We start from the raw sequence: 22,568 nt of genomic DNA on the forward strand, positions 1-22,568 counted from the left end.
GCGTCATTCGGTCACCATCCTGGCACTAAGTGTTTGCTTCCCGCTAAAGCTGCGCTTGGGCTCGATGATGTAACGGCATCCTGACCCGGGGTCGTCCACGAGCATGAGGACGCCGGATTGCTTGGCTGCGAGCCGGGCCAGCGTGCCGGCCGCCCGGCGCAAGGCATATACCCGCTCGGCGTCACTGCTGCTGGCCATGCCACGTTTCGCAGCGATGAGAATCCGGTATGAGGGAAGGTCAACTGGTAGCTCAATGCTATGCCTGTAATCTTGTGCCTTTTCCAGGCGCAGAGTGACAGCCATCGGCCGGTAGCCAACCCAGCGTGCCCCGTTCGGATTGGCACGTGACGGCAAATCCCTCGTCGGCGGGGTGTCCTCGTTCAAAAAGAGCTCGAACCGCACGTAGGCCCGGGTCCGCTCGCGGGCATCGTAGTTGTGCACGGGCAGGTAGGTGCCACTGGCCGCTCGGGCGCCGAACAGAGCAGCGAAGCCCGCCGCCAGCTCGGCGACCATTGACCCCACCGCCGCCTCTACCTCTTCCAGCACCGCTGCGTCGGCACCGTCGGCGAGCTCTGCCGCTTGCCAACGTTCATAGGCTGCCAGCGCGCGGTAGAACTGCGTCTCCTCGTCCTCCTGAGGATCCGGAAGCTCACCCAGGAAGAAGAGGGAGCCGAGCACGATACGGGCCACCAGGTCACGCCATGTCCGCTCCTGGGAAGAGTCGGTACCCCTGAACCCCTTTTCCAATGCCTGAGCCGCTGTTTGCAGGGCAGGGGCGTTCAGCCCGGTCTCCTGTATTGCTTTCGCCAGGCGCCGTACTGGGGCGGCGTCCTCGGCAGGGAGCAGCCCTGCGTTGGCGAACGCCTCGTAGGCATGCCTGGTGGGTGCGAACGCTGGTGCCTGTATGGCAAGACGGGGTCCCACCTCGCCTTTAGCGATGAATGCCGTGAGGGGGAGCAAGCCAGCGAGGACGAACCCGGCGTCGTCGCTTTGCTGGGCTTGCATACTCGCCTGGCATGGGTCGGGAAAGCGGTCGTACAGGTCAGGTGGCAAGATCACTCGGCTGACCAGGTCCCACAGAGCCCGAGGCGTATCGCTACGCCCGCGCTCGACGGCAGCCCGGCGCGCAAGCTTGATGAATTCAGGGGCGGCGACGGACGACAATAGAACGGCGTTGGCGTGTGCCGGGCAGTGGGAGATCGCCGGGCAGCTGCCGCACCGCGCGGCATCGAACAGACTTCCAGGTACGCCGGGCGACAGGCGCTTCAGCATAGAGGCCAGCAGGCCCTCGTCGCCAGACGTCGGGCGGTGGTCGAGGTTCAGCACCGCGATTTCCAGCGGCAACTCCACTCGTGCGGGCGGCTCGCTAGTCGGCAGCCCCAGGCGGGTGAACAGTTGGTGCACGAGGGACGTGAACTTGTAGCCACGCTCCTCCCACATGGGGGCGAGCTGGATCAGCATGCCAATGTTCGCAGCCACCAGCAGGGGAGCGCTTGGTCGCTGGCGCGCGTCGTCAGCGAGCGGCGCAAGCCGACGTGCCAGGGTGTCTGTTTGGTCCTCCCCAGGACTGTCTGCGTGCGTGGCATCTTCCACAATCGCACTGAACAGACTGTCGTGGTTCTGACGCTGGTACTCGGCTGCACCGCTCTTGCCTCCCCCCGCGCTGCCAGTCACGAAGATGGCGTGGGGAGGGCGGCGAGCGGATGCTAACTCGGTGATTGCCGCATCGACGGGACCATGGATGTAGGCGGCGGCCTGGGAACTCGTCTGGCTGCCCACTGCCACGACGGCATCCTGAGAATCAGCCCTCATCTGGCGGATGACCATTAGCGGGCTAGGGGGCTGGTCGCCCAGTAGTTTGAGTTGCGTGTTCATCACCAGGGGAGCTCTCCGATCCTGTCTTCTGTCAGTCGCGCTGCCGCCCAACTAGCAGGAGCACGAAAACGGGAGGCCACCTTCTCCAAGGTGGCGGTGAAACCGACCGCTGATGCGGGAAGCGGACCTTTCCTCAGCTCGGCTGCCAGCAGCGACCGAGGCACCAGCACATGGGCGGCCACATATGTCGCTTCGCGCTCTTCCTCCGTACTCAGGGCAGCCGATCGGCATTCCGGCGCGCCGCCAACATCACGAGCGATAAGCCGGTGCGCTATTCCGCGCGCGATCCAGGACCTCTGCGAAACGTGGCTGTCAGGCGCGCTGGGGGGTATCCGATACGTCGCCCCGCCGCAATCGAACCCTGGCTCAGTGCGGGACGTCACCAAGGCGAGACCGAGTTGCTTTGCGGCCATGCGTACGTCTACCGGCCACCCGGCTCCCAGGCTCGCAGAAAACTCTGATGCCAGCTCACGAAGATGCTCCCGGCGCAGAGCGCTTAGCGCGCTTCGACTAAGCCGTCCGGCTATCAGGGCGCGCCTGATGCCTGGATCTGAGAGTTGGGCGGCGCCTGCATGGGCAAGCGGGTCGGCCAACCTCAGCACCTCGCCCTCTTCCAGCCCGACCTTGCGCGCAACGGCCATGGCTACGTCCAAGGACGGTGCTATGCCGTGGCCGTTCTCGATCCTGGACAGCGTTGAGTATGAAATCCCGGTCCCTTCTGCCGCAGCACGGAGGGTAAGACCGGCCTGGCGGCGCGCCTGCCGGAGCGCTGCACCGAGGGGCCCGTGGTCCGCCATTCCCGTCACAGCAGAGCGTCTCAGCCGGTGTATGCCCGTTCAAGGGATTTGCATGTTGCGCAACAGCAACAGACGTCGCCTCGACAGATCGGATTCACCTTGTACCTAGCGCTCGTTCGTTGCGGAAAACGGCACTGCAGAAGACTGAGGGCAGTGTGCTTCAATGGCTAGTCTCGCACTGGCAACTGCTGCGGAGGGCCTGCGGCGCATAACGAGTCCATCATTCCGGTCGGAACGATTCCGGCAGTCGCTTGCACAGGAATGTGCCGTGTCCATCCTGAATCAGGATGTCCTCGCCCTGCAGGCTTTCATACAACTCTGAGATGCGTTCTGCGGTACCTGTGAACCTGCAATGAGCGCCGTCCGGTCCCGTCTGGATCAGGTAGGCGGTGCTGCACTCGCACGTCGTCCCGAATGCGTAGAACCTGCCGCGCATCGCATCGTGGACTAGGCCGGCGGGGTAGTACACGACGTGCTCGCCACAGATTGTCGGCAGCTCCACTATGTCGCCGACAGCCCTGCTCTCGGGCAGTTCTGTCGCGGGCTTCCACGGCCGCACCTGGATGTGCTGCTCGGTCGAGCGGATAGCTTTGCCGTCGGCAAGGTAGAGGAACAGCGCATCGTCTATGGGCGCTCCGCCGGGCCACACTGTCGACACTGCAACAGGCCAGAGCTGCGGCAGGTCCTTCCGAGTGGTCACCTCAACCTGCAAGCTTGGCGTCGTGAACCGCACACCGTGCAGCACCAACTGTCCGACCAGGATGGTCATGCTGTAGCCCTGTGGCAGGTCGGGCTCCGGCAGCCCCTCGACTACCACTGCGAGTGGCGTAACCCACGCTGAGGCGAGCCGGCTTCCCGTGTTGTATTGGCCGATCCAGAACTGGCTCGTTGGAAGAGGTCGCGCTTCGTCCCTGAGGGTCCACAGCTCGCGGTACTCGGATGCCGGGAGCCCGTAGCCCGCCTCCCGCTCCTCCTCGGACGACACCAGCATCGCGGTGAGCGCCGTCTTCTGAACCCACGCCGCGATGGCTCCTGCTTCTGTTACCGCGATCTCGCCAGGCTCTCCAAGGATGAGAGGTGTCATCACCCGCTGGGCCACGACCTCAAGCTGGCTCATCCAGCCATGGTTGCAGGTGCCGCAGACATCCTTCACCGTCTGCCGGAACGGCGGGCGTACGCCCAGTTTCCGTATGACCTGATTCAGTGGTCCAGCGTGGTGCGGCGTTGGCTCCAGGGGTAGCCCGATCCGCGACAGCCAGCCCCCAAAGACGTGCTCGCCGGTCAGCTTGCCGCTGAACCCGCAGAAGGCGCAGATCCTGGCCATAAAAGGGCTCCTCTGTGTGGTCCCTGGTGCTGCAGATGGCCCGTGAGAACCCCCTGTGCGCTTACCAAGCGTATTCACAGCGAGCTGGCCTCGCTCAGGATCATGGCTGCCGTGTACCATTCGAATATTGTGTCAGTGGCGTGAGCTGCGGCTGAGCGGTGTGGTGGTATTCGCTGATCATGCCTGCAACGACCGGTTTTCGGCGGATGGTCCGCTGGACCGAATGATCACGTCGATCGCGCGGGACCTAGGGGTCAGTCGCAAGACGCTGCGGGTGTGGGTACGTGTCAACGACACTTGAACTCTGGATCAGGCACACTTTCCGTGATCGGACCCGTTGCGTAGATCACGGTTCGGGCGTTCCGGCCGGTAGCCGGGCCTTTGATCACGAGCATCTGCAGCGTGTTGATCAAGGAGCTGGTCGCCGTCCTGTTCCCTCATCTGGTCGGTGTGTGCGTGGAGCAGGTCTTCCGGTCGGGAAGCACGGTGCGGATTCGGGCCAGGACCGGCACCGTGGAGGCTGCTTGCCCGGCCTGTGGCACGCCGTCGCAGCGGGTGCACAGCCACTATGAACGGCGGCTGTCCGATACCGCGGTCGAGGGCCAGGAGGTGCTCATCCAGTTGCGGGTGCACCGGTTCTTCTGCCGCGCTTCCACGTGTGCGAAGGCGACGTTCGCCGAGCAGGTGCCGGGGCTGACCGTCCGGTACGGCCGTCGCAGTGTCCGGGCGGCGAGGGCGTTGCAGGCCATCGCGCTGGCGTTGGGTGGCCGGGCCGGAGCTCGGCTTGCCGGCCGGCTGGCGGCCTCGGTCAGCCGGATGACGCTGATCAGGCTGATCCGCGCTCTGCCGGATCCCGCTCCGGCATCCGGTCCGCGGGTGCTCGGTGTGGACGACTTCGCCCTGCGGCGGGGTCACTCCTACGGCACGATCCTGATCGACATCTCCAGCAGCACCGTCGTGGACGTGCTGGTCGACCGGACGGCCGACACCCTGGCAGCGTGGCTGCGCGTGCACCCCGGGGTCGAGATCGTCTGCCGTGATCGAGCCGGCGCGTATGCCGAGGGCATCGCCCGGGGCGCGCCGCACGCGACCCAAGTTGCGGACAGATGGCACCTCTGGCGGAACCTCGGCGAGGCCGTCGAACGCACCGTCACCCGCCACCGCGATCATCTCCAGGCTCTGACCGCCGCACCTAGCACGCGCACCGACACCTCCCCACTTGCAGCTCCACCTGCGGCGTCGTCCGTCCCGCCCCGCTCGCCCGCCGACCGTCGAGACCGCATCGCCACCCGGACCCGCGAGCGGCACGCCGCCGTGCACGCCCTGATCGAGCAAGGCCAAGGGCTGCGGGAGATTGCCCGCCTGCTGTCCCTGGGCCGCAACACTGTCCGGCGCTTTGCCCGCGCCGCCAGTCCCGAGGACCTGCTCGTTCACGACGGCACCGGCCGGCGGCCCAAGAGCCTGGAAGCCTACGACGCCTACCTGCGCAGACGGTGGGCCGAGGGATGCACCAACGCCGAACTTCTCTGCCAGGAACTGCGGGCGTTGGGCTTTCGCGGCGGCGGCACCAGCGTCCGCCAGTACGTCCGGCCCTGGCGCGACGGAACGCCTCCCGCGCCGATATTGACGCGACCGCCCACGGTCCGGCAGGCCACCAGCTGGTTCCTGCGCAACCCCGCCCACCTCGACCCCGATGAACACCGCCATCTCCAGGAACTCACCACCACCTGCCCTCAACTGGCGGCGCTTCAGCTGCACGTGCGCCAGTTCGCCGAGATGATGACGCACCGCCACGGCCAAAACCTGGAGACCTGGATGACCGCGGTCCTGGGAGACGATCTGCCTGAGCTGCACTCCTTCGTCACCGGACTACGCCGCGACCAAGACGCCGTCACTGCCGGGCTCACCCTGCCCTACAGCTCCGGGCCCGTCGAAGGGCACGTCAACCGGACCAAGATGCTCAAGCGACAGATGTACGGCCGCGCCAACCTCGATCTCCTGCGCAAACGCATGTTGCTGACCGACTGAGCAGGGTCCGTCACGGAATATGTGCCTGATCCAGTCTTCACGTGTCGTCGACAGGTACGCTCCGCGCGGGCGCGGAGTGAAGGTGGGCCACGAGCGGCCGACGGTGCCGCTGCTCCGTCAGGACCCGTCGGCCGGGCACTGCGGCTGCCGAAAACTCCATCCATGCAGTTCAAGCCGCATATGAGTGGTCTGTGAAGGCTGCAGCCGAGGCTGTCTGCCAAAATTTCCGACCTGATGTGAGAGATGATGGCCTGTCGTGGTCGGCAGGATGGACGCGGGCGTGCTCGGTGCGTGCTCGCGTAACGTGCCGTCAGAACCCCGCTTCTAATCCGACGGTCGCAGGTTCGAATCCTGCAGGGCGCGCTTTGTCAGCAGGCGCAGACGCGGCGATCAGCCCGGAGCCGGAGCGCCACCGTTCGGAGGCTGGTTTAGCAGAACGCCTACGGTTCATGGCGATCTAGGCTACGCTTCTCCATGTAATTGCGCTGAAAACCCTAGTTGATCACGGGCGTTCAGCGCTTTTGCGTTTCCAGTAACGAGGGAGATGAGATTTGGAGACGCTCGCGACCGAGATCGGACGTACAGTGCGGCTTGCTATTGAGACGCGGGGAGGCACCGTACGCCTCGCAGTACTCCTGGCAGTGGTGGGAACATTCCTTTTGGCGATCAAATGGTTGCCGTCCGGGGCTCTGCGGACGCGAACCATCTTGGAGGCCTGCTGAGTGTGGACCGAATGGCGGACCGCGCGCGAGAACGGCCCGTAGGTCGCACGTAGAGCGCGCGACCCGCAAGCTCGGGCCATGCGGCCGCGCGGCGCGCTGGCGCTTGATCCCTGCGAGAGCAATTTGGCAGTTAGGCCGAAAAGTGTCAAGAATCAAGTGAGAACAGGCAGGTCGGCAAGCGCCAAATGAGACTGAACATCTGGACATTGCCAAGCTTCCACTGTGATTGAACCGGGGGTAACAGGCGGCTAGCTCCTAACTTCGACGACCAGATTTATCTACCTCATCTGCTGATATGGGGATGCATGGTACCTTCTGGAAGGGCCGGGTATAGCCGCGGTGCCGCCAAGGATTGGGGTACGCGATGACAGCGTTTCTGCGACCTGACGCTGAGATCGTCGAAAGATTGGAAACTCTCCGATATCAGCGCAAACCAATGCATTACTCTGAGGCGTGGCGAGGAGGTCGATGGAAAGGTTTCGACGCCCACCTAGTGCTTATCATCAGTAGAGATGAAATACGATGGCTTGGGCGAGCCGTAAAGGGGCATCGCGTCTCGAGTGTCGACCATCTCCTAAATGTAGGCGAGGTGAGCGAAATTGAAGGCCCAAGCCTCGCTGAACTAGAAAGGGAACTACCGAGCCGTCACCTGGATGTACTGTCCATCAACGGCATACTGCCCCCAGCGGGTGGAAGAGCTGTTGCTGTGGCATTCAAGCGTTTGCGGCCACAATATAGCGACCTAGTGGACACGCTTTCGAAACCACTAGGGATAAACCTCTCATCCGGGGCAAGGGGAGAACTTCTAGGCCTCGAAAGAGATGCTGTCGGCGTTCTGCTAGATATCGCGCGGGTCGATAGGCGAATTCTGCGATCATGGCAGGAGCCCGCCGGCGACGCATCATCATTCTTGACGGGACTGCCACAGAACATCGCTACAGAGGACGCTCTAATTTCACACGATCTCGAACGTTTTAGCATCTGGACGCAGCTGCCGAGCAACCGGGTTGAATGGCGTATCTTCTCAGACGGCAACCGCAGAGTCTTTATCATGAACGCCAACCGCACTGCCGTTGAGAACAACATGGGCGTTGATCTTGTTTACTTGAACGAGCTACATAAGGCCTTCATATTAGTGCAATACAAGAAGATGCGCAACGAGGCTCACGGTACAGGCAAAAATCTAATCTACAGACCGGACCACAACTTGGAGGATGAGCTCAATCGTATGCGCGAAGTCGATCGGGTAGCCGAGTCGGCGCAGGGGGACTTTCGATTGTTCGCCCCACCGTGCTGGCTGAAGCTGTGTGAGCCCACCTCTAGGATCGAAGATCCTAGAGAGCTAATCCGCGGAATGTACCTACCCCGCGAACATTTCGAGTCGCTCCTCGTTTCTCGCATCGGCCCCCGCGGAGGTAAAGGTATTGGGTATGGGAATGTGAAAGAATATCTAAACAATACCACATTTGTTGATCTTGTCCGCTCGGGGCTTATTGGAAGTCGAGCAACCGGAACCGACGAGATCATGCGAGTAATTGACGAGAGCCTGTCCAGTGGACATGCCGTCACTCTGGGCGTAGACGCAGGTGTTCGATAGCCCTGTGCCGCTCGAATATTGAGTTATGTGTCCTGAGCTGCGGATAAGCGGCGTGATGGTATTCGCTGATCATGCCGGCTACGACGGGTTTTCGATGGACGGTTCGATGATCGTTGAGGTCGGTCACGTCGTGGGTGGGCGGCGTTGTGAGGTCCGGGGGCGTTGCTGCCGGGATTGGTGCGGCCGGTGCCGGTTGTAGTGGATCAGGTGCTCCTGGAGCACGAGGGCTAGGTGGCGTTCGTTGAGGATCAGGATCCGGTCCAGGAGTTCACGGCTGCGCCTGCCGACAATTCCATCCACGCAGGTCAAGCCGCTTGTGAGTACTCATGGAGGACGCCGCCGAGCCGGTCTCGTCGACGTTGCGCCTGCCGAAAAATACGTCCGTGCAGCTCAAGCGGCATGTGAGTATTCGTGGAGGATGCCGCCGAGCCGGTCTCGTCGGCGTACATTCAGGTCGTCGATTCGCTCTGGATCCGTGATCGGATCGGGGACGGTGCGTAGCGGGGCTGCTTGGTTCAGGGCTTGGTGGGCTCGGTGCTGGTTGTAGAAGTGTTCGTACTCGCGCAGGGTGTGCCGAAGGTGGCGTTCGTTCCATACGAGGCAGCGGTCGAGAAGTTCGCGGCGGCATGACTGCACCCACCGTTCCATGATCGAGTTCATCCGTGGCATCCGAATGCCGGTGAGCACCGTCGTGATGCCTGCCTCGGCGAGGACCTCGTCTATGAGGGCCGGGAACTTCCCATCCCTGTCTCGGATCAGGAAGCGCGCCCGGCAGCCTGCATCGTCCAAATCCATCACCAGGTTCCTGAACGCTTGGATGACCCAGCTTGCGCTCGGGTGCGCGGTGGTGCCGAGCACCCGGACACGTCTGGTGGCGTGCTCGATGGCCGCCAGGACGTACTGGCGTTCCCCGCTGAGAGTGACAGTTTCGATGAAGTCGCAGGCCAGCAGGGCGTCGGCTTGCGAGCGCAGGAAGTCGGCCCACGTGGTGGACGCCCGCTCGGGCGCTGGATCAAGACCTGCCTGCCTGAGGATCTCCCACACTGTGGACGGCGCGACCTTGATGCCCAGTGTGGTGAGCTCACCATGCACCCGCCGATAGCCCCAGCCGGGGTTCTCCCGGACCAGGCGCAGGATGAGAGCGCGGATGGAGCGGACCGTGGGCGGGCGGCCAGGCCGCGTCGGCCGGCAGGTACGGGCATGATGCCGTCGCATCAGGTCGTGGTGCCAGCGCAGGACTGTGTCCGGCCGGACGAGAAGCCGCAGGCGGCGCAATGCCTCGCGGGGCAGCGACGTCAGGAGAGCGGCCAGGAAGGCTCGGTCCTCGGGTGCGAATCTCACTCTGGTGTCGGCGCCGAGTTGGCGTTCAAGGATGGCGATCTGGTGACGCAGGACGAGAACTTCCACGTCCTTGTCCCGATCGCTCATGGAGAGCAACCGCAGCGCGGCGAACGCGTTCGCGATGGTGAGGTAGGCCAGGCGAAGGAGCACAGCGGATCATACTGCCGTACGCGCTTTCGTCTTCCGGGGTGACCGGAGCTCGCGTACGCCACGCGATGTCCTCGCAGAGTCATGACCTGGGCGGATGTAGTTATCGGCAGGCGCAGTGTCGAGCCCTGCCCCGGATGCTAGCGCGCACGGCCACGCCAGTACGGGCAGCAGAACGCCCAGTGCGCAGAGCGCCTGCCACAGTTCCTAGTCGGGCTCGGACGGCAGCACGTCCTCCATCGGATCCTCTGGGAGTGCCCACGTGAGCTGCTCAAGCCGCCGCTGCCAGACGCTGATGTGCAGCCGCACCGTGATCATCTTGGTGTGGCTCTCCGGGCCCTCCTTGCGCACCCGTGACCAGGCCCGATGCAGCCTGGTGAGCGCCTCCTGCGTCAGGTCTGCAGCGTCGTGCGTGTTGCCGCTCAGCGCGTAGCCATAACGCAGCAACGCATCAGCACGTTCGGCGACAAACTTGACAAAGCGCGAGTCGTCTTCCACTTGGTTTCGTCCTTCCGCGGCCCGTCATCTCGTAGACGGGCTCATCCCCCGACTTGTTGAATCGGCCGCCGCCTCGCTCGTGGAGTCCGCCTGAGACTTGATGGAGTTCACGAGCCCAGGTATAGGGAAGAGGTGGCTAACCTTGAGTCACCCGTCCAAGGGCTCGGCGGCGCATTGCCCGTGCCGGCGTGGGAGGGGCTGATCAGGGCTGGCGCGGCTCGGTCCTACGCCGTCGGAGACGTCCTGGTACGGCAGGGCGAGACGGGTGCGTTCGTCCTGTGCCTCACCGCAGGCAAGATCAAGGTCACCCGCAGCGAGCCGGATGGATCCGAGGTGCTCCTGGCCGTACGCGGGCCTGGAGAGGTGGTCGGCGTGATCGCGGCCATCGACGGCGGCCGGCGCTCGGCCACGGTGACAGCCCTGCAACCTTGCGTCGCCTATGCACTTCCCGCCGCCCGATTTCGCGCGATCCTGGACGGCCACCGGCTCACCGATCAGCTCGTCCGCCACGTCGTCGAACGCCTCAGGGAAGGCGAGGACCTCCGCAGCGAGCTGGCGCAGCTCTCCGCCCAGCGCCGCGTCGCGGCGATGCTGCTCCGCTTCGCCGCGTGCGACTCTTCACCGAGACAGGTGATCGAGATCAGCCAGAGCGAGCTGGCAGGCGCTGCTGGGATGTCCCGCGCGGCGGTCGCGGCCGAGCTGTCGGCGCTGCGCAGGGCGGGCCTGGTCGTCACCGGCCGCCGCCGCCTCGAAATCCTGGACCTCGCTGGCCTCCGGCAGATCCTCCTGGAAGGCTGACGGGAAATCTGCGCTCTGTGTCCAGTTCTGGACAGTTCGCTCGCCCGACCTCCACGACCATGTGCAGCAGGAGCAGCACATTAGGAGAGCGAGGAGAGAGACATGGACGGAGCCATCCCGACCCGGCTGTTGCCGCCCTACCGGGCGCTGCTGGCCGTGGACATCGTCAAGTTCAGCGCCGCCAAGGGGGTGTTCTTGGGAGACCTGCACGAGCTGGTCCCCGAGGTCCTGGAACGTGCCATGAACCTGTCCGGCCTCCAGGAGGTGTGGAACGCGCGCCGCTTCCCCGACAGCGCAGGAGACGACTACATCTTCGGCACCGATCCGGCGTGGTTGCCGCTGCTCGTCAGCCCACTGCTGGCCAACCTGCAGACCGTGCTCGAAGAGATGGATCACCGACTGGCCGCGCGCGACCGCAACCTCCGTCTGCGCCTGCGGGCCGCGCTCCACGTCGGCCCCGTCCCGGACTCCGGCGACCCGGTACGCGACCGCATCAGCGAGCCAACCGTCACCACGTTCAGGCTCCTGAACTCGACCCCGATCAACGACATGCTGAAGCGCTCGCATCCGGACGTCACCCAGACCGCGGCCGTGCTTTCCCAACGGGTGTTCGACGACGTCATCCGGCCTGGGTACACGACGTTGCATCCCAGCGAGCTCACCTCCGCGACGGCAGAGGTACCCGGCAAGGACTTCGCCGAGCCCGCTTGGCTGTACGTTCCGCGCCCCTCTTGGCAAGCCGGGACTCAGGATCGGCCCGCCGCGCCCACCGTGGAGGCGGAGAAGGCCAACGGCTCGCCGCTTGCGGTCTTCCACGCCCCCGTCGGCCAGAGCAACACCGCGCACCACATGCAGGTGAGCCAGACACTTCCCGCCGACTTCTTCGGCCGTGAGTCCAAGGGAGACCGCAGTGAGTGAGACGCCGGCAGCAGTGTTCCAGGCTCCCGTCACGAACGCATACGTCGCGGATCGCATCTACACGAGCAGCTCGATGATCCGGTCCATCGCGCTCGACCAGGAAGAGATCAAACGGCAGCAGGCGATGTTCGTGCCGACAGCCGTCATGGAGGCTCTCACCGAGCGTCTCAAGACATATGGAGTCGTCGCGCTGGTGGGCCCCAAGGGGAGCGGCAGGCGGATCACCGCTATCAACCTGCTGGCCGGGCTCGGCCTCCAGCCGCGTGAGGTCCCCCTCGACGAGGACGACGCAGGGGAGCTTCTCGGGCCGCCGGACATGGGCTACATCGTTCACGCCGATGACCTGGCCGGCAGTTCCAAGCCGCTGCAGGCGTGCATCGGATCGGCACGCGAGCGAGGGCTGCCGATCGTCATCCGAGTGGCCTCCAACGTCTGGCGGCGCGTCGCCGTCGACGGGGTTCCTGAGCTCCCCATCGCCTCCGCCCCCGCCATCGACATCTTCGCCAGGCATCTCACGGTCTCCCTGGGTGAGATCAAGGCCAGCGGCTGGAGCGCCCACCCGAAAATCAAGGAGTGCCTGTCGCCGGCCGGTCCTCGTGACGCCGTACGGCTCGCCGGACTGGCTGCGGAGGCCATGTCCAAGGCGGGGCACTTCAGCGAGCACCTGGTGGACGAGGTGCTCGGCGCCTACACCAACTGGGAAGCCGAGCTGGAGCACATCTTCTCCGCCGTGCCCGGCGAGACGGAGGACGAGGAAGGCAGGACGCGAGCACTCTGGCTGGCCGCTGCGGTGCTGGAGGGGAGCACGTCGTCGTCGGTCTTCACCGCGGCCAGGACGCTCTCCGAAATCCTCGAGCTCCGCCCGGAGGCCGGACACGGGCTGGTTGGGCCCAGTACGAGAAAGCGCCTGGAATCCATCTCCGCCCACAACGACGATGGACGTGTCGTGTTCTCACGAACGGCGTTCGGCGCCTCGACCCTCGATTTCGTCTGGAGCCACTGGCCGCAGCTGCACAAGGATCTTCAGGACTGGTTCGGCAAGCTCGCGCAGCAGCTGCCGGAGGACGGACCGCTGATCGCCGAGCGGGTGGCGGACCTCGCCATCCGTCAGCGTCATTTCGCCATGCTGAACACGCTGGCAACTGGATTCCTGGAGGGGACCGCGACCTTCGGCCTCGGGGTGGCCCTTCTCACGCGGGCGGCGATGAGTGACGAACTCGGCCGCGCCGCTCGCCGTGCGCTCTACCAGTGGTCACGGCAGTCCCCGCCACGGCACCCCGCCGCTGTCGTGGCCACCTGCACCGGCCCGCTGGCCGAGGCGTTCCCTCGCGTGGCGCTGACCCGGCTCAAGCACGTCGCGCTCACCGCTGTCACCGACGTCAGGAAGAACCTGGTGGACGGTCTAACAAGCCTGGCGACGAACCTGCAACTCCGCCGCGAGCTCCTCGACGAACTCGTCCGCTGGCTCGACCGATCCGAGCCGGAATCGCGACGAATCGTCGCAGCCGAAGCCCTGCTCAAGGTCCTGCTGCTGCAGGACCCCGACGGCCGGCTCCTGCTCCTCGAGCACCCCGATCCGGGATGGGAGCCGGCGCTGGCGGTGGCCTGGAGGTCACTGCTGCGAAGCCCCCTCCCCGAGGCGGAGATACGATCGGGCGTTTCCTACTGGCTGGAAGCGGCCGCCCAGGCAAGGGCGCCTCTTTCCACGGTGGTAACTGTGCTCGGGGAGGTTCCCAGTAGCGCGGTCGAGGAGAGTCTCCTGGTCATCGCCGTTTTCAGGTGGGCGCGCGAAACTTCGGACGAGGCGGAGGCCCCACGCCAGCACGTCTTCCACCAGGTCATCGACGCCGTCCTCGCGGGGAGCGGAACCTCGACCAGGGAATCCATCGACCTCGCGCTTCAGATGGAGCAGGAGGCGCGGGCCGATGACTAGGGGCTTCCTGCAACGGCTGCTGGGAGCCAGAGCGAGCCATTCGAACGAGTACATTTACCGCACCCGGCTCCCCAGCGAGCTCGATGGCGCCTGCTTCGACGCGACCATCGAGGTCCACGGTCAGCTCGATCACCAACAGCCCGCTCAGGAGGCCCAGGTCTACCGAAAGTTGGAGAGCCATGCCCGCGTCGTCAGCGGCAAGCTGTCCGTCCTCGACCTGGACAGGGCCGCCGCCGAGATCACCATCGAGCTGAACCGCGAATCGGTCGTTGCCATGCCCGACCTGCACGTCCGGCTCGACCGGGTCCGGGCGCGGATCAGCGCCGGTGCGAGCGCCGTGGAGACGGCACGATCGCTCCAGGAGGCCGTCCAGAAGACGACGCTCGCCCGGATGGAGTACCGGGAGCAGGCCCGGCGGCTCGGCTTGTTACGAGATCACTTCCTGGCGAGCCCCGCCATGGCTCGCATGTGGTGGGTGGGCGAAGACCCCAGCCGCCTGGCCGATCTCGCCGCCATGTCCACCAGTGGCAAGGCCGACCCCTTCGAAACCGCAGTAAGACTCCTCGGTGAGGCCGCCGATGCGGGTTCGGCCCGCAACGAGGTCGCCGCGATCATCGAAACCTTCGTCCGCGGGCTGACCCCCGAGGCGAGAAAGTACCTCATCTCGCAACTCGCCCAGGTCTTCACCAACTACGAGCGGCCGGAACTGGTCGAGCGCCTGCTGTCCACCGCCCGACTCAACGGGGCATCATGACCGGCGGCCCGCCCGCGCACGCGGCCACGATCCTGGAACATGCCAGGGAAGAACTCAGCCGTGCCGACGTCAAGGCCGGAATCCTCCTGACGGTGAACGGCGTCGGCGTCGGCGCGGTGCTGAACAAGCTCACCGCCGGCGGCGGCCCCGCTCCGGCGAACACGTTCCTCACGATCCTTTGGTGGGGCGCAGTTCTTACGGTCGCGGTGAGCTCAGGCTTCCTGATCGCGGCGATCAAACCCCGAGCCTCCCGCCGACGCGGGCCGTCCGGCGCCCGGATCGCCTATTTCGCCGACGTCCGCGGCCTGTCCGGTCCCGGCGAGCTCTCGACGGTGTTGCGGCAGCGCCAGGACGACTGGCTGGATGCGCTCGCGGACCAGATCTGGCACATCAGCCGACTGTGCCAGGTCAAGTACGGACACCTCAACAGAGGCCTGTGGCTGATGGCGTCCGGCTGGGCGGTGTTCATGGCCGTGTCCGTCATCGGCCACGCGATCTCCCGCTGAACTCCCGAGCTCACCTCCGCCCGCTCAGTCGCGCACGTCCGCGACTTCGCAGACCCGCTCGAACCCCACGCGCGGCTGGCGGCCGTGCGGGACTCACCGATATGTTGCGCGCCGACCTGGAGAACTGACCGGCAGCACGGACGTGACGACTGTCCCGGTATCGACCAGCACACCTCCCGTCCAGGCCCTCGTGGACGATCCTCGGCCTGGACGCGCTATCACCTGCCTGACCTTGACGCGGCGCTGCGGTTGCGTCATACCCCGGCAACAACGTGATCGCCAGGCATTTGCACGCCGCTGTGACCGTCACCCGCTGGCTCGCCACGCACGGCTTTCCCACGATCATGCCCTGCCCGTACGCCAGCCGGTCAGGGCGGATGGCTGGCATGCCACCGCCCGGCATTATGTCCCTCACACTGAAGGTACAACGCCCACGCCGGAAGGCCTCGGCCTGACCCTGCGTGCCCTGCACGCTCTGCCGCGACCGCCGATTGAAGCAGTCCGGGGTTCGTGGAGATTTTGGTGCCCCGGCCTCCAACAAGCTCGGTTCCAGTCCATGTATCGAGATGTTGTTTGCACTTAGCCGAAAGTGGCCTTCTATCAGGGATGGATCACGCCCCCAGCAAACCAGGTGCGTGCTGTGTGCTCTGCTGTCGGAGACAGGTCACTCAGGAGGACAATGGCAAGGCGGTTCCTGGCACGGGAGCATGAGACGTAGAAGAGGTTTTTTGTGCGGACGATGCGGTCCTTAACGCCGGAAGGGTTAGTCAGCATCTCGTTCATGCTGTACATGGTCCACGCTTTGTCGTCGATCACGACCACGACGTCGTCGAACTCAGCGCCCTTGACGCCATGCTGCGTGGCAAGCGGTGTTTCCTCGTTTTTGTATAGGCCATAGGCCATGGCCTGCTTATAGGGGCAAGCAAGCACAGCGCGGGCGAGGTCTGCCCTCCGCTGAGCGCGGTTGTCGAGGTCCTTGGCCATGATGCTTCGCTCGCGCGCGCTGACCTCCGCGGGCTTCAGCAGCAATCCAGACTCGTGGACGTGATCGAAGACCGCACCGATGGTCATCGTCGCGCGGGAGGTGAGCACGCTTTGAAGGGCGTCGGAGATTCTGCCCTTGTCCGCATGTTTGGTGATCTTCACATTTCTGGTGGTGAGCAGGGTGGCCAGCAATGCGTGGTCCTCGGACTCGAAGGCGGTGCAAAGAGCCTCAATGTCGAGGGCATGGCGAATCAGAAGGTCAGTCGCGTCATGCAGGGCGTCCTGCCGGCCAGCCTTTCGATAAGCCTCGTTGAGGTCGGAGTAGTCCAGATCTCGGGCGATGGCCCGGTGAGTCAGGTAGAGCCGTTTGGCAGTCGCCGACGTCCAATCAAGGTCGTCGAGTCGGGTGAGCGCCGACTCAAGGCGCTTGTCCTTTGGGACGTCCCGTTGCAGGAAGAGCTGGATCTCTCCACCACGGGGCGGGCCGACCGGTTTTTGCGGCAGCTCAGGACGCATGGCGTTGAGGACGTTGATGATTGATTGAGCGGAGCGGCGGTTTTCGTCTTTGGTGATGCGTTCGAGTTCAGGGTAGCCCGTCACTTCGCCCACGCCTGTCCGGTAGATCCTCTGCATCGAGTCGCCGAACAGTCCGATGGTGCATCTCCGGCTGACGGCGCCAGCCAGGTGGTCGAGTAGGACTTCTACTGTCAGGGGAGAGGTGTCTTGATACTCGTCCACGAGGATGTATGGGAACCGGTCGGCGATGATTCGTGCCAGTTTCGGCGAGCTGGATACGAGTCGGTGGGACAGAGCCAGGACATCGTCGTGTGAGATCAGGCCCTGGGCGAGGTTCCGGCCCAGCTGAACGTATCGGATCTTGGTGCTCTCCGTAAGAGTCTCCAGATCCTGAGGGTCGTCGAACTCCTCGTTCCTGGCGATGAGCGCCGCGCGTAACGGTGTCTGGAACCGCTCGATCTCACCCCAGAGGAACTCGTGAATCGTGGCGACGATCACGAGGGGGTCGGCGCCGATTCGCTCGCGGATCTCGTCCTTCGCCACGTTTGTGTAGGTGATGCACGCGATCCTGCCGCTGGTTCGCTCCAGGTCGGCGCGGCGCTCAGTGAGGAGGTGTCGCAGCGCCTGGACGAGCGTGTAGGTTTTCCCCGAACCCGCACCTGCGTCGACGAGAAAGCTACGCCGTTCGTCCAGGGCGAGGATTACCCGTTCGGTGACGTCGCGATCAGCCACTGCAGCCCTTCGACGATGTATCGGGGAACGTTCCAGCCATCCAGCATGAGAATGTCGAACGCGAAGTCGGTCTTCTTCTCATTGAGGGAGGCAGCAATCTCGAAAGCGTTCTGAAGGATGTCCTCGGCGGTGATGGGATCTTCCAGGTGTCTTTCGAACGTGCTTTTGAGCGCGAGCTGGTCGAGGTTCTTGGCCAAGATTTCGGCGTTGGCGAGGATGAAGGCCTCTTCGAAGCTCCGCCCGCAACGCATACCAGATGCTTCGGGCACCTGGTAAGCCAGCCGCACGCGATCGAAGGTGCGTTGCTCGGCCGTGGTGGCGAGCAACGCGTCGATGGTCGACAAGTTGGGCAGCCGGTCCTTGATCGTGGCGTTTGATGTGACCGCGCCATCGGTCTCCGTCCGGCAGGTCAGATACGTCGTCCGCTTTCTGCCGTTCTTGTCGACGCTCTCAAGCGGCTGGACAGAGTCGATATCCGTGATGATCAGGGTGCGCACGCCGAGGAAAGTGAGGAGCTCGCGGAAGCGGTGGGCATAGGCGTCGCCCACCTCGACCACGGACACGTAGTCGCGGCGAAGTTGCTCGGCGCAGATCCGGATCATGGCTGGCATGAGGAGTCGTTCCGTCGCACCCTCGATAAGGATGACGCTGTCAGCGAAGAACATGTCGCATCGGTGCAGCACCATGTACTTGGCGAGAAAACGCATGGTCTCCTCCGCCGGTACGGGTTTTGTAGTATGGCGGAACTCCGCCAGGTCCTTCACGACGAGTGTGGGGCCGGTGCAGTCGAAGTAGCGCACCGCCTCGAAATGGCCGCTAGCGACGATGTGGGACGAGTGCGTGGTCACGATGACTTGAACGCCTTCTGCGTCCTGATCTTCCAGAAGGTCTCTGATGCCTCGTACGAAGACCTCCTGCATTTGAGGATGGAGATGAGCTTCTGGCTCTTCGACGAAGAGCAGGCTCACGGCGGGTCTGGGTGACGCGCGCCGATGGGACTCCAGGAAGCTGATGACTTGGAGCACGGTAAAAGCCAGCTTGCTGTAGCCGAGCCCGTTGTGCGCTTCCGGCAATTGCCGGCTGCCGTCGCTGCTGGCATAGGTGATGCGCGTGGTGTTCTTGACGATGGACACGGGGTCAAGCTCTGAGACGATGCGGGGCCGCTGTCCCGGGCCGAAGATGCCTTTGCCGAAGGCGTCCATCCAGGAAAGGACCGGAGCGAAGATCTCGTCGTAGTTACTGTCGAGTCTTCTGGCCATCCCCATGAGAGCGTTTTCGAACTTGGCGACGGTTGTTTGCTCGTCCTGGTGGTAGGTCTCCATGAACTTCTCGAAGGTGCGTGACAGCTTTCTGGTCCGATCGGCGGAGACGTCGTCGAACTTGACTTGGGCAAAGACAAACATTGTTGAGATGATCTGCCTTGCCAGCGCCCGTTCGATGGGAAGTTCGGTCCCCGTTGCCGAGCCTGTGCCAACTGCATGAAATGTCGCGTGAAAGTGGCGCTGGAAATACTTCGCGAGTTGCTTGTCGTCGGCCTTCGCTTTGATGGCGGTCCTGAGAAAGTCCAGAGCACTCCGCACCTCGAACCGCGCCTCGATTTCGGCTTCGTGGCAGTCTTCGGACAGGTCGATGATGATCGCGCTGATTGCTGAAAGGTCCTCGTCTTCCCGGTAGGCGATGGTGAGCCGGAAGAGAATCTTCGGCAGTAGCTTGATCGCTCGGTCGGTCAGCGTACTGGCCTGTACCGGGTCTGAATCCCTGAAACGCTCTGCCTGCCGGTAGGTGCGGACAGCGCGCTTGAGGGCGTCGATCTGGGAGGTCGGTAGGTCGTCCAGCGTGAAACGTGGCCGCTCGCCGCCAAAGAACCTCTCGAAGAGCTCGACGAAGGAAGTCTTGCCGCTGTTGTTCCTTCCGACGATGAGTGTGGTCGCGTCATCGATGCGAATCATCACCGATTCGAGGGCGCGGAAGTTCGTGACTTTGGCGCATACAAGTCGCATCTTTGTCCTGGATGTCCCTGCTTGGCCGTTTTGGCTGGCCCTGAAATAGCTGGTGCTTGTGAGAAGTATAGAAGCTTGCGATGACGTAGGGGCTGAAGAGCCCAGAGCGCTCCTCAGGTGGCAATCGAGGCTGCTGGTACGGCGATGAGGACGTCGCAACCACCACGGCCCCTGGAGTGAGCTGCGATGATGCCGCCGATCACCATTAGGGCGGAATAGGTGTATGTGTATCGTGTGACGGAGTTGTACCTTCAGGCAGGTGAACGAGTTGCAGGAGGGGCCACTCTTCAAGTTCTCCGAGTGGCCGAACGACCAGATTCCTCTCCTGGCTGCCGGGGCGTACACCGTGTGGACGGGAGATGTGTTCTTGTATGCCGGGATGAGCGGGCGAGGGCGAAAGCAGGAGCACCTGGTGGCCGAGCCCGGCCAGATTCAGAAGCCGCTGGGGTTGCGGACACGGCTCAAGGCGCACGCGTCGGGGAGGCGCTCGGGGGACCAGTTCAACATTTACGTCTGCGACCGCTTCGTCATCCCCGCTCTCACACCCGAGCAGCAGGCCGACATTGGCCTTGGCCGCCTCAGCCTGGACCAGCTGACCAAAACCTACGTTCATGAGCATCTCGGCTACCGGTATCTGATCTGCCGCGATGGGAAGGAGGCCGGCCGGGTCGAGCGCGCTGTCCGCGGGGGCGCATTGAAAGCCGGGCCTCCGTACCTCAATCCCCGACAAGCCCAGGCTGTCCGCAGGTGACTGCGTTGGGCGGTGCGGTGGCAATCATGATGCTGGCACGCTTACCGTCGGTAAGCCGGAGTCCGTCTCCAGGCAGGTCGCAAACTAGTCTCCTGCCCAGGGGGCCACCTGGCGAGCCGTTCAAGAGGTTGGAGCACGTATCGAGCACAGCGCATATCGTCTCTATGTGTTGTCCCGTGCTCTTGCGTACGGACGCCACGATGCAATGATCGAATAGGCTGTCCGCCGTGCTCGGTGCGTGCTCGTACGCCCCATCACACGCTGTCAGAGCGCGGCATCGCCCGCCACGCAAAACGCATTGAGGTGGCACGAAACGTTACCCAGCGGCACGGCGCGGCACTTAGGGATCTTCTAATCCGACGGTCGCAGGTTCGAATCCTGCAGGGCGCGCTTCTCCACCTGCGGAAACTCCAGCCGCGGCCGCCTGCTGCGGCGGTATGGGGCAAATGTGAGGCAATCCTGAGTCAGCCGCCGAGTGGTCGGCGCAGTGCGGACGCGGCGGTCAGCACCAGCCGGACCGTCTCTCGGGCAGCCTTGTGGGCCATCTCGGGCAGCATCGAGACATAGGTGTCAGCGGTCAGCACGATGCTGGCATGCCCCAGCATCGCCTGCACCACCTTCAGATGGGTGCGCGCGGCCAGCGCCAGCGTGGCGGCGCCATGGCGCAGGTCGTGCAGATGGATCGGTGGCAGCCCGGAGGCGGCCACCAGCCGGCGGAACCGGCCGGTGAGGTAGTTCGGCCGCAGCGGCGCACCCTCGGCGGTGGTGAACACGTACCCCGAGTCCTGCCAGCGCGTGCTTGCCCTTGCGCTCAGCTTCTCTTGCCGCTGGCGGTGCCGCATCAGTACCCGCACGGTTTCGCGTCCAGAGCCACCACCCGGCAGCTGGCGGCGCTCTTCGGCGGCCCGACCACGACCTGGCCGTCGGCGTGCACGCGCTGCTGCGCCACCGCCAGCTCGGCACCTTGCAGGTCCACGTCCGTCCAGCGCAGCCCGGCCAGCTCACCGCGGCGCAGGCCGCGCAGCGCGGCCAGCCACCAGGCGGCGTACAGGTGGTCCTGCGCGATGCCGGTCAGGAAGGTGACGAGCTGTTGTGCGGTCCACACAGCCACCGCCGGGCGCTCTTCCGCTTGCTGCCACCGGGCCGTCCGCCCGACGGTCCAGATGACTGGATGCGGTCGTCGGGGGGTGGGGGAGTTCGGCTCCGTTAGCCGGGTTGACCGGGGTCAGCCGGCGCGGACCGCGGCGTTCAGCGCGGTTCGCAAGGTGGCGTGGATCCACGCACCACGGTGGCAGGCGACAGCGCGCCGACTGGAAGCTGATGCGGAAGAGGATCGACGATCTCGGCGAGTCCTTGATCACGATCGTGCTCCCGGCTGACGCTGAGCCGCCATTGTTCGACGACGACCCGGAGGAGGCGTGAGCACCCATCCGCGTCCGTTGGCGTCAGGTCACCCCACCGCAGTTATGTGGCTGGACCACACGGTGGAAGCGGCGACCTTGATACCGAGCACGGCGAGCTCTCCGTGAATACGCCGGTAGCCCCACGAGGCGTTCTCCCGTGCCAGCCGCAACACCAACATCCGTACGGACCGGACGGTACGTGGACGTCCACGCCCGCGAGGCGCGCTGGCCGCGGCGTGACGGCGCCGCAGCAGATCGCGGTGCCAGCGCAGGACGGTGTCCGGTCGGACCAGCAACGCAAGGTGCCGGAGTTTGTCCATCGGCAGGCGGTGAAGCAGTCCAGCGAGAAGGAGCCGATCAGCTCGCGTGAACACGGGCTTGGTCACCTGCCGCTGGAGCACCATCAGCTGGTGCCGTAACACCAAGATCTCGATCTCCTTGTCGCGATTCGTCCTGGGTAGGAGTCCCAGGAACGAGAAGGTGGTCGTCATCGTCAGGTAGGCCAAGCGCAGCAACACGATCGGCCATCATGCCGTGCGAGGCGCGCGACGAGAGCACAAGAGAGCGCGTCACCTCCATGACCTGCACGGATGAATATTCGGCACCCGCACGGCGAAGTCCCGGACAAGGCCGGCGAGCATGGCCATCTCGTGGCAGGCGGCGATGGCGGCATCCAGTCGCTCGGCGTGATGGCTGGCGAGCTTGCCCGGTTCGGTGAGGAGAAGGCCGGCCAGATGCTTGGGCGAGATCGCGGGCCGGTCGCATTCGACGCGGCCTTGGGTGATGTAGCGGTAGAGCAGGTTCTGGCTGCCGGTGTAGCCGAGTTCCTTGATCTCGGCGAGGAGGTGTTGGACCGGCACAGCGGGATCTTCGGCCCGGCGCCGGCGCAGATGGTCGCGGAACGGGTCGACGAGCGTGGGCCGGTACTTCGGCACGCGTACCAG

18 protein-coding genes and 1 pseudogene are annotated in these 22,568 nt (G+C 64.5%); 8 read left to right on the forward strand and 11 right to left on the reverse strand.

Annotated elements, in window-relative coordinates; translation table 11 throughout:
• Positions 1–3: 3 nt before the first annotated feature.
• The 3 genes from ACIBK9_RS51375 to ACIBK9_RS51385 form a co-directional block, all read right to left on the reverse strand.
• Complete coding sequence (locus ACIBK9_RS51375) at positions 4–1,785, reverse strand: hypothetical protein (protein ID WP_397166705.1); 1,782 nt, start codon at positions 1,783–1,785, stop codon at positions 4–6.
• Positions 1,786–1,874: 89 nt separating this feature from the next.
• The gene (locus ACIBK9_RS51380) at positions 1,875–2,672 is read right to left on the reverse strand and encodes a helix-turn-helix domain-containing protein (protein ID WP_397166706.1); all 798 of its coding nucleotides are present in this window, start codon (positions 2,670–2,672) and stop codon (positions 1,875–1,877) included.
• Positions 2,673–2,892: 220 nt separating this feature from the next.
• Positions 2,893–3,996 carry a hypothetical protein gene (locus ACIBK9_RS51385; RefSeq protein ID WP_397166708.1) on the reverse strand — a complete coding sequence of 368 codons (1,104 nt, stop codon included), beginning with the start codon at positions 3,994–3,996 and terminating at the stop codon, positions 2,893–2,895.
• 402 nt (positions 3,997–4,398) lie between these two features.
• Here ACIBK9_RS51385 and ACIBK9_RS51390 point away from each other — a divergent pair, with 402 nt between their 5' ends.
• The gene (locus ACIBK9_RS51390; RefSeq protein WP_397166709.1) at positions 4,399–6,024 is read left to right on the forward strand and encodes an ISL3 family transposase; all 1,626 of its coding nucleotides are present in this window, start codon (positions 4,399–4,401) and stop codon (positions 6,022–6,024) included.
• Positions 6,025–7,335: 1,311 nt separating this feature from the next.
• On the forward strand, positions 7,336–8,343 hold the full coding sequence (locus ACIBK9_RS51395; protein ID WP_397166711.1) for a hypothetical protein: 1,008 nt from the start codon (positions 7,336–7,338) through the stop codon (positions 8,341–8,343).
• 390 nt (positions 8,344–8,733) lie between these two features.
• On the opposite strand, the gene ACIBK9_RS51400 is transcribed toward ACIBK9_RS51395, so the two are convergent.
• Both ACIBK9_RS51400 and ACIBK9_RS51405 read right to left on the reverse strand, forming a co-directional pair.
• Positions 8,734–9,834, reverse strand: a complete 1,101-nt coding sequence (locus tag ACIBK9_RS51400; protein ID WP_397166712.1) for an integrase core domain-containing protein — start codon at positions 9,832–9,834, stop codon at positions 8,734–8,736.
• A gap of 204 nt (positions 9,835–10,038) precedes the next feature.
• Entirely contained in the window at positions 10,039–10,329 is a 291-nt protein-coding gene (locus tag ACIBK9_RS51405; protein WP_397166714.1) for a sigma factor, read from the reverse strand.
• 132 nt (positions 10,330–10,461) lie between these two features.
• Here ACIBK9_RS51405 and ACIBK9_RS51410 point away from each other — a divergent pair, with 132 nt between their 5' ends.
• From ACIBK9_RS51410 to ACIBK9_RS51430, 5 genes are all read left to right on the forward strand, one after another.
• Positions 10,462–11,127 carry a Crp/Fnr family transcriptional regulator gene (locus ACIBK9_RS51410; RefSeq protein WP_397166716.1) on the forward strand — a complete coding sequence of 222 codons (666 nt, stop codon included), beginning with the start codon at positions 10,462–10,464 and terminating at the stop codon, positions 11,125–11,127.
• A gap of 102 nt (positions 11,128–11,229) precedes the next feature.
• The gene (locus ACIBK9_RS51415) at positions 11,230–12,045 is read left to right on the forward strand and encodes a hypothetical protein (RefSeq protein ID WP_397166717.1); all 816 of its coding nucleotides are present in this window, start codon (positions 11,230–11,232) and stop codon (positions 12,043–12,045) included.
• Positions 12,038–13,978, forward strand: a complete 1,941-nt coding sequence (locus ACIBK9_RS51420) for a hypothetical protein (protein ID WP_397166718.1) — start codon at positions 12,038–12,040, stop codon at positions 13,976–13,978. The genes ACIBK9_RS51415 and ACIBK9_RS51420 overlap by 8 nt, the downstream gene beginning before the upstream one ends.
• On the forward strand, positions 13,971–14,732 hold the full coding sequence (locus tag ACIBK9_RS51425) for a hypothetical protein (protein WP_397166719.1): 762 nt from the start codon (positions 13,971–13,973) through the stop codon (positions 14,730–14,732). Before ACIBK9_RS51420 ends, ACIBK9_RS51425 begins: the two co-directional genes overlap by 8 nt.
• Positions 14,729–15,238, forward strand: coding sequence for a Pycsar system effector family protein (locus ACIBK9_RS51430; RefSeq protein WP_397166721.1), 510 nt, complete (start codon positions 14,729–14,731; stop codon positions 15,236–15,238). The genes ACIBK9_RS51425 and ACIBK9_RS51430 overlap by 4 nt, the downstream gene beginning before the upstream one ends.
• Positions 15,239–15,838: 600 nt before the next feature.
• On the opposite strand, the gene ACIBK9_RS51435 is transcribed toward ACIBK9_RS51430, so the two are convergent.
• Entirely contained in the window at positions 15,839–17,470 is a 1,632-nt protein-coding gene (locus ACIBK9_RS51435; RefSeq protein ID WP_397166722.1) for a UvrD-helicase domain-containing protein, read from the reverse strand.
• Complete coding sequence (locus ACIBK9_RS51440; protein ID WP_397166724.1) at positions 17,440–19,470, reverse strand: ATP-dependent nuclease; 2,031 nt, start codon at positions 19,468–19,470, stop codon at positions 17,440–17,442. Before ACIBK9_RS51440 ends, ACIBK9_RS51435 begins: the two co-directional genes overlap by 31 nt.
• Before the next feature lie 259 nt (positions 19,471–19,729).
• On the opposite strand from ACIBK9_RS51440, the gene ACIBK9_RS51445 reads away from it, so the two are divergent.
• Positions 19,730–20,221, forward strand: coding sequence for a hypothetical protein (locus ACIBK9_RS51445; protein ID WP_397166726.1), 492 nt, complete (start codon positions 19,730–19,732; stop codon positions 20,219–20,221).
• Between the two features lie 464 nt (positions 20,222–20,685).
• Here the strand turns inward: ACIBK9_RS51445 and ACIBK9_RS51450 are convergent, their stop codons facing one another.
• The 4 genes and pseudogenes from ACIBK9_RS51450 to ACIBK9_RS51465 all read right to left on the reverse strand — a co-directional run.
• Positions 20,686–21,063, reverse strand: a complete 378-nt coding sequence (locus ACIBK9_RS51450; RefSeq protein ID WP_397166732.1) for a tyrosine-type recombinase/integrase — start codon at positions 21,061–21,063, stop codon at positions 20,686–20,688.
• Positions 21,063–21,332: a hypothetical protein gene (locus ACIBK9_RS51455; protein WP_397166728.1), complete on the reverse strand. Its 270-nt coding sequence runs from the start codon at positions 21,330–21,332 to the stop codon at positions 21,063–21,065. The genes ACIBK9_RS51450 and ACIBK9_RS51455 overlap by 1 nt, the downstream gene beginning before the upstream one ends.
• Positions 21,333–21,671: 339 nt before the next feature.
• Complete coding sequence (locus ACIBK9_RS51460) at positions 21,672–22,142, reverse strand: helix-turn-helix domain-containing protein (RefSeq protein ID WP_397166730.1); 471 nt, start codon at positions 22,140–22,142, stop codon at positions 21,672–21,674.
• A gap of 93 nt (positions 22,143–22,235) precedes the next feature.
• A pseudogene (locus tag ACIBK9_RS51465) lies at positions 22,236–22,568 on the reverse strand (ISL3 family transposase); the annotation flags it as partial.

This window comes from Nonomuraea sp. NPDC050227, assembly GCF_044459705.1.
In the GTDB taxonomy this organism is placed as follows: domain Bacteria; phylum Actinomycetota; class Actinomycetes; order Streptosporangiales; family Streptosporangiaceae; genus Nonomuraea.